Source organism: Bradyrhizobium huanghuaihaiense, from assembly GCF_007830635.1.
Lineage (GTDB): Bacteria > Pseudomonadota > Alphaproteobacteria > Rhizobiales > Xanthobacteraceae > Bradyrhizobium > Bradyrhizobium huanghuaihaiense.
Genome location: NZ_VLLA01000080.1, coordinates 1 through 5,567 on the forward strand (window position 1 = coordinate 1; position 5,567 = coordinate 5,567).

A 5,567-nucleotide genomic window follows, 5' to 3' on the forward strand; every position below is an offset into this window, starting at 1 on the left:
CGCGTGCTTGACCAGTGGATCAGGCGACGGTTGCGCGCCGTTGCCTGGAAGCAATGGAAGTATGGACCCGCTCGCTTTGCCGAGTTGCGACGCCGCGGCGTCGGCCGGGATCTGGCGGCGCAAACCGCCGGCAGCCCACGTGGCCCTTGGCGGCTCGCGAACAGCCCCGCGCTCACCATTGCTCTGCCAAACGGCTTCTTTGCCTCACTCGGCTTGGCTTCCGTCGCGGCACGGCGACCCGCATAATCCGCTGAACCGCCGGATACGGACCCGTATGTCCGGTGGTGTGGGAGGGGCGGAGCCGCGAGGCTTCCCCCTATCCCGATTTTGCGCGCGCAGCAGTACGCGCCAACCCGCCACTCGCGTTTTCGGCGAGATGTGGCTCCCCGGTGACACAACCTTTGGCTTTATTGGTGTAAAGCTGTGAACGTCAGTTGGCTCATAGGGTCCGCTGCTCTTCCTTGCGGAAGGCAACAAAGAGAAACGGAACTGGGGAATCAGATGAAGAAGGTTTTGCTGGCTTCGGCCAGCCTGTTCGTACTCAGCGCGTTGACACCGGCCTCGGCGGCCGATCTTGCGGCCCGCCCCTACACCAAGGCGCCGGTGGCTGTGGCCTCGATCTACAATTGGAGCGGATTCTACATCGGTGCCAACGCCGGTGGCGCCTCGAGCCGCAATTGCTGGGACGTCAACAATATCTTCGGCGTCGCGGGTCCGGACACGGCTGAAGGCTGTCACAATGCGACCGGCGCCGTCGTCGGTGGCCAAATCGGCTATCGCTGGCAATCGGCCAGCTGGGTGTTCGGCCTTGAAGCCCAGGGTGACTGGGCCAACCTGAAGGGCTCGAACACGAGCCTGGTGCTCGCACCGCTGGTCAACGAGACCAAGATCGACGCGCTTGGCCTGTTCACCGGCCAGGTCGGCTATGCCTGGAACAACGTGCTCTGGTACGTGAAGGGTGGCGCGGCCGTCACGCACGCCAAGTACAACGGTACGGTGGGGGGCGTCGTCCTCGATAGCGCAAGCGAGACGCGCTGGGGCGGCGCGGTCGGCACCGGCCTCGAATTCGGCTTCGCGCCGGGCTGGTCCGTTGCGATCGAGTACGACCATCTGTTCATGGGCAAGCGCAACAACTCGTTCACGATTGTCGGCATCAACGACCGTATCGACCGTATCAAGCAGGACGTCGACATGGGCACCGTCCGCCTCAACTACACCTTCGGCGGCCCGGTGGTGGCCAAGTACTAGTCTTGCTCCAACGCCCTCGCGTTACGAAAGGCCGGCCTCGTGCCGGCCTTTTTGCTTGGCGGCAACGTTCCAAAGCAGTTCCGCAAGCCCCGCTGCTGCCACGTGCCGCCAGCGCGCCAACATTCCGTTGACGATTCGCAACTCCCTCTGGAAATCCGTCTCCGTTCTTCCTACGTTCGCTGCCATACCCATCGGCGCCGATCCCGGTTCCGGGCGCAGCGCGCCTTTTTTGTTGGCGCGATCGCGCACCTTTGGGCTTCCTTGAGGGCAACTCGGATGGATGAAGTGATCAAGGCGAAGCGCCAACAACAGAACGCGGGCTCCAGCCTGCGCGCAATTACGATCCGCGGCGCGCGCGAGCACAACCTCAAGAATATCGACGTCGAGATCCCCCGCGACAAGCTGGTGGTGTTCACTGGCCTCTCCGGCTCCGGCAAATCCTCGCTCGCCTTCGACACCATCTACGCCGAGGGCCAGCGCCGCTACGTCGAATCGCTGTCGGCCTATGCCCGCCAGTTCCTCGAGATGATGCAGAAGCCCGATGTCGACCAGATCGACGGCCTGTCGCCGGCGATTTCGATCGAGCAGAAGACGACCTCGAAGAACCCGCGCTCGACCGTCGGCACCGTCACCGAGATCTACGACTACATGCGCCTGCTCTGGGCCCGTGTCGGCGTGCCCTATTCGCCGGCCACCGGCCTGCCGATCGAGAGCCAGACCGTCTCGCAGATGGTCGACCGCGTGCTGGCGCTGCCCGAGGGCACGCGCCTCTATCTGCTCGCACCCGTCGTACGCGGCCGCAAGGGCGAGTACCGGAAAGAGCTCGCCGAATGGCTCAAGAAGGGCTTTCAGCGTGTCAAGATCGACGGCACCTTCCATGAGCTGGCGGAAGCACCGACGCTCGACAAGAAATTCCCGCACGACATCGATGTCGTGGTCGACCGCATCGTCGTGCGCGCCGACATCGGCCAGCGCCTCGCCGAGAGTTTTGAGACCGCGCTGAAGCTCGCCGAGGGCCTCGCCGTCATCGAGTTCGCCGACGCGCCGGCCGCCGCGCCCGCCGAGGAAAAGAAGAAGACAGCAAAAATCCACGACAAGAGCGGGCCCGAGCGCATCCTGTTCTCGGAAAAGTTCGCCTGCCCGGTCTCCGGCTTCACCATTCCCGAGATCGAGCCGCGGCTGTTCTCGTTCAACAACCCCTATGGCGCCTGCCCGGCCTGCGGCGGCCTCGGCGTCGAGCAGCATGTCGACGAGGACCTCGTCATTCCCGACAAGGAGCTCTCCTTGCGCAAGGGCGCGATCGCGCCCTGGGCCAAGTCGTCGTCGCCCTATTACGAGCAGACGCTGACCGCGCTCGGCAAGCACTACAAGTTCACGCTCGACACCAAGTGGAAGGATCTCGCGAAGAAGACCAAGGACGCCATCCTCTACGGCTCCGGCGAGGACGAGATCAAGTTCTCCTACCAGGACGGCGTGCGCTCCTACGACACCAAGAAGCCGTTCGAGGGCGTCATCACCAACATCAACCGCCGCTATCGCGAGACCGAGAGCGAGTGGGCGCGTGAGGAGCTGGCAAAGTATTTCCACGACGTGCCCTGCGAGGGCTGCAAGGGTTTTCGGCTCAAGCCCGAGGCGCTCTGCGTCAAGGTCGGCGACAAGCATATCGGCGAGATCTCGGAGCTGTCGGTCAAGAAGGCCGGCGAGTGGTTCGAGACCGTACCGGAGGCGCTGAACAAGCAGCAGAACGAGATCGCCGGTCGCATCCTGAAAGAAATCCGCGAGCGCCTGACCTTCCTGCTCGACGTCGGCCTCAACTATCTCACCCTGTCCCGCTCCTCCGGCACGCTGTCCGGCGGCGAGAGCCAGCGCATCCGCCTGGCCTCGCAGATCGGCTCGGGCCTCACAGGCGTGCTCTACGTGCTGGACGAGCCCTCGATCGGCCTGCACCAGCGCGACAACGCCCGCCTGCTCGATACGCTGAAGCGGCTGCGCGACCTCGGCAACACCGTGGTCGTGGTCGAGCATGACGAGGATGCCATCCGCCTTGCCGACTACGTGCTCGACATCGGGCCCGGCGCCGGCATGCATGGCGGCAACATCGTTGCCGAAGGCACGCCCGCCGAGATCATGCGCAACCCGAAATCGCTGACCGGCAAGTACCTGACCGGCGAGCTCGAGGTCGAGGTGCCGGAGCGGCGCCCGCCGAACCACCGCCGCACCATCAAGGTGGTCAATGCGCGCGGCAATAACCTCAAGAACGTCACCGCCGAGATTCCGCTCGGCCTGTTCACCTGCGTCACCGGCGTCTCCGGCGGCGGCAAGTCGACGCTCCTGATCGACACGCTCTACCGCGCCATCGCCCGCAAGCTGAACGGCGCCAGCGAAGGCGCCGCGCCGCACGACCGCATCGAGGGCCTGGAGCATATCGACAAGATCATCGACATCGACCAGTCGCCGATCGGCCGCACTCCGCGCTCCAACCCCGCGACCTACACCGGCGCCTTCACGCCGATCCGCGAATGGTTCGCCGGGCTGCCGGAAGCCAAGGCGCGCGGCTACGAGCCCGGCCGCTTCTCCTTCAACGTCAAGGGCGGCCGCTGCGAGGCCTGCCAGGGCGACGGCGTCATCAAGATCGAGATGCACTTCCTGCCCGACGTCTACGTCACCTGCGACGTCTGCAAGGGCAAGCGCTACAACCGCGAGACGCTGGAAGTCCTGTTCAAGGGCAAGAGCATCGCCGACGTGCTCGACATGACCGTCGAGGAAGCCGCCGAGTTCTTCAAGGCGGTGCCGCGTGTGCGCGAGACTTTTCAGACCCTGCACCGCGTCGGGCTCGATTACATTCACGTCGGCCAGCAAGCGACAACGCTCTCAGGCGGCGAAGCGCAACGCGTCAAACTGGCAAAAGAGCTGTCCAAGCGGGCCACCGGCCGCACGCTCTACATCCTGGACGAGCCGACCACCGGCCTGCACTTCCACGACGTCAAGAAGCTGCTGGAGGTGCTGCACGAGCTGGTCGCGCAGGGCAACACGGTCGTCGTCATCGAGCACAATCTCGAAGTCATCAAGACCGCCGACTGGGTCATCGACCTCGGCCCCGAAGGCGGCGACGGCGGCGGCGAGATCGTCGCTTGGGGCCCGCCGGAGGACATCGCCAAGGCACCGCGGAGCTACACGGGCAAGTTCCTGGAGCCGGTGCTGAAGAAGGCGCGGAAGCCGAAGCGGCGGAGCACGAGCGAGGCGGCGGAGTAGACGCTTTGGATCGAAGTCGCGCAGGGCGGATTAGCTAGGCGTAATCCGCCACTGCCCCTCTTGTGGAACAGTTGGGCCACGCTTCGTCATCCTCGCCCGACGAACCACGCAGGATTCGGGAGAGAGCCGCCATGTCCGCTGGACTCGTGCAGACCTATCGCGCCTTCGCCCACAACAATGCCTGGGCGAACCATCGCCTGCTCGCCGCCTGCACCGCGCTGTCCCAGTCCGAATTCGAAGCCCACCGCACCGGCTTCTTTCCAAGCCTGCAGCGTACGCTGAACCACATCTACGTCATCGACCTCTTCTACATCGATGCGCTTGAAGGTGGCTGGCTCGGACCGGCAGCCTGGAAGAACGAGGTGCCTTTTCCTGCTCTCACCGCGTTGAAGCCCGCCCAGGCCGCAATGGACAAGCGCCTGATTGCGATCTGCGATGCACTGACGCCCGCGCGGCTCGACGACGTCGTGAAAATCAACCGCGACACGAGCGTTCAGACCGAGCGCCGCGACCGGCTGCTCATGCATCTGTTCCAGCACCAGATCCATCATCGCGGCCAGGCGCACGCCATGCTGTCCGAAACGGCCGTCGCGCCGCCGCAGCTCGACGAGTTCTTTGCGGAGGGCGAAGCGCCGCTCCGGGCTGCCGAATTCGCCGAACTCGGCTGGACCGAGGCGACCGTCTGGAAATCCCGGATGTAGGCTATGTCAGGAAGTCCGGCGGCACATGGTCGGTCAGCCACACGCCATTGTCTGCGCGAAAAAGTCGTCCGTTAAGAAGCCGGATTGATCGAGGCTGGCCGGGCGAGCGTGCGCCATAGCTGGGCCAGGAACAGGCACAAGAGATATCTCAGCCAGGCGAGGATGCGGCGGAAGTTGTGTCCGACGGCTGAGAGGACGACGTTGGCGGCATCGCCGGCGCGGCCTTTGAGGTAGCAGCGCCCGAGGTGGCCTTCCGCCTTCAGGTGTCCGATGATGGGCTCGATGGCGGAGCGGCGGCGCAGCTCGCGCTTGATGACACCGAAAACGCCGCGCTTCTGGCCGGAGATGAAGACGCGACGGGGATTT

The 5,567-nt window shown here is 64.8% G+C and carries 5 protein-coding genes and 1 pseudogene; 4 read left to right on the forward strand and 2 right to left on the reverse strand.

The window, feature by feature from the left end; all coding sequences use genetic code 11:
* A pseudogene (locus IQ16_RS46410) lies at positions 1-246 on the forward strand (group II intron reverse transcriptase/maturase); the annotation flags it as partial.
* Between the two features lie 255 nt (positions 247-501).
* Positions 502-1,248, forward strand: a complete 747-nt coding sequence (locus IQ16_RS44625; protein WP_018642154.1) for an outer membrane protein — start codon at positions 502-504, stop codon at positions 1,246-1,248.
* Positions 1,249-1,269: 21 nt separating this feature from the next.
* Here the strand turns inward: IQ16_RS44625 and IQ16_RS44630 are convergent, their stop codons facing one another.
* Positions 1,270-1,497 carry a hypothetical protein gene (locus IQ16_RS44630; RefSeq protein ID WP_145832241.1) on the reverse strand — a complete coding sequence of 76 codons (228 nt, stop codon included), beginning with the start codon at positions 1,495-1,497 and terminating at the stop codon, positions 1,270-1,272.
* Between the two features lie 27 nt (positions 1,498-1,524).
* Between IQ16_RS44630 and uvrA the strand changes: the two genes are divergently transcribed.
* Together uvrA and IQ16_RS44640 are read left to right on the forward strand one after the other, a co-directional pair.
* Positions 1,525-4,500, forward strand: coding sequence for an excinuclease ABC subunit UvrA (gene uvrA / locus IQ16_RS44635; RefSeq protein ID WP_018642156.1), 2,976 nt, complete (start codon positions 1,525-1,527; stop codon positions 4,498-4,500).
* A gap of 131 nt (positions 4,501-4,631) precedes the next feature.
* Entirely contained in the window at positions 4,632-5,201 is a 570-nt protein-coding gene (locus IQ16_RS44640) for a DinB family protein (RefSeq protein WP_026311862.1), read from the forward strand.
* 71 nt (positions 5,202-5,272) lie between these two features.
* Here the strand turns inward: IQ16_RS44640 and IQ16_RS44645 are convergent.
* Positions 5,273-5,567 (reverse strand): transposase (locus tag IQ16_RS44645; protein ID WP_488226088.1); only part of this gene is annotated, 295 nt, incomplete at its 5' end.

Bases quoted from the DNA above. Each gene is read 5' to 3' on its own strand.
- IQ16_RS44625 (WP_018642154.1), top strand. From the start codon at position 502: ATGAAGAAGGTTTTGCTGGCTTCGGCCAGCCTGTTCGTACTCAGCGCG.
- uvrA (WP_018642156.1), top strand. From the start codon at position 1,525: ATGGATGAAGTGATCAAGGCGAAGCGCCAACAACAGAACGCGGGCTCC.
- IQ16_RS44640 (WP_026311862.1), top strand. From the start codon at position 4,632: ATGTCCGCTGGACTCGTGCAGACCTATCGCGCCTTCGCCCACAACAAT.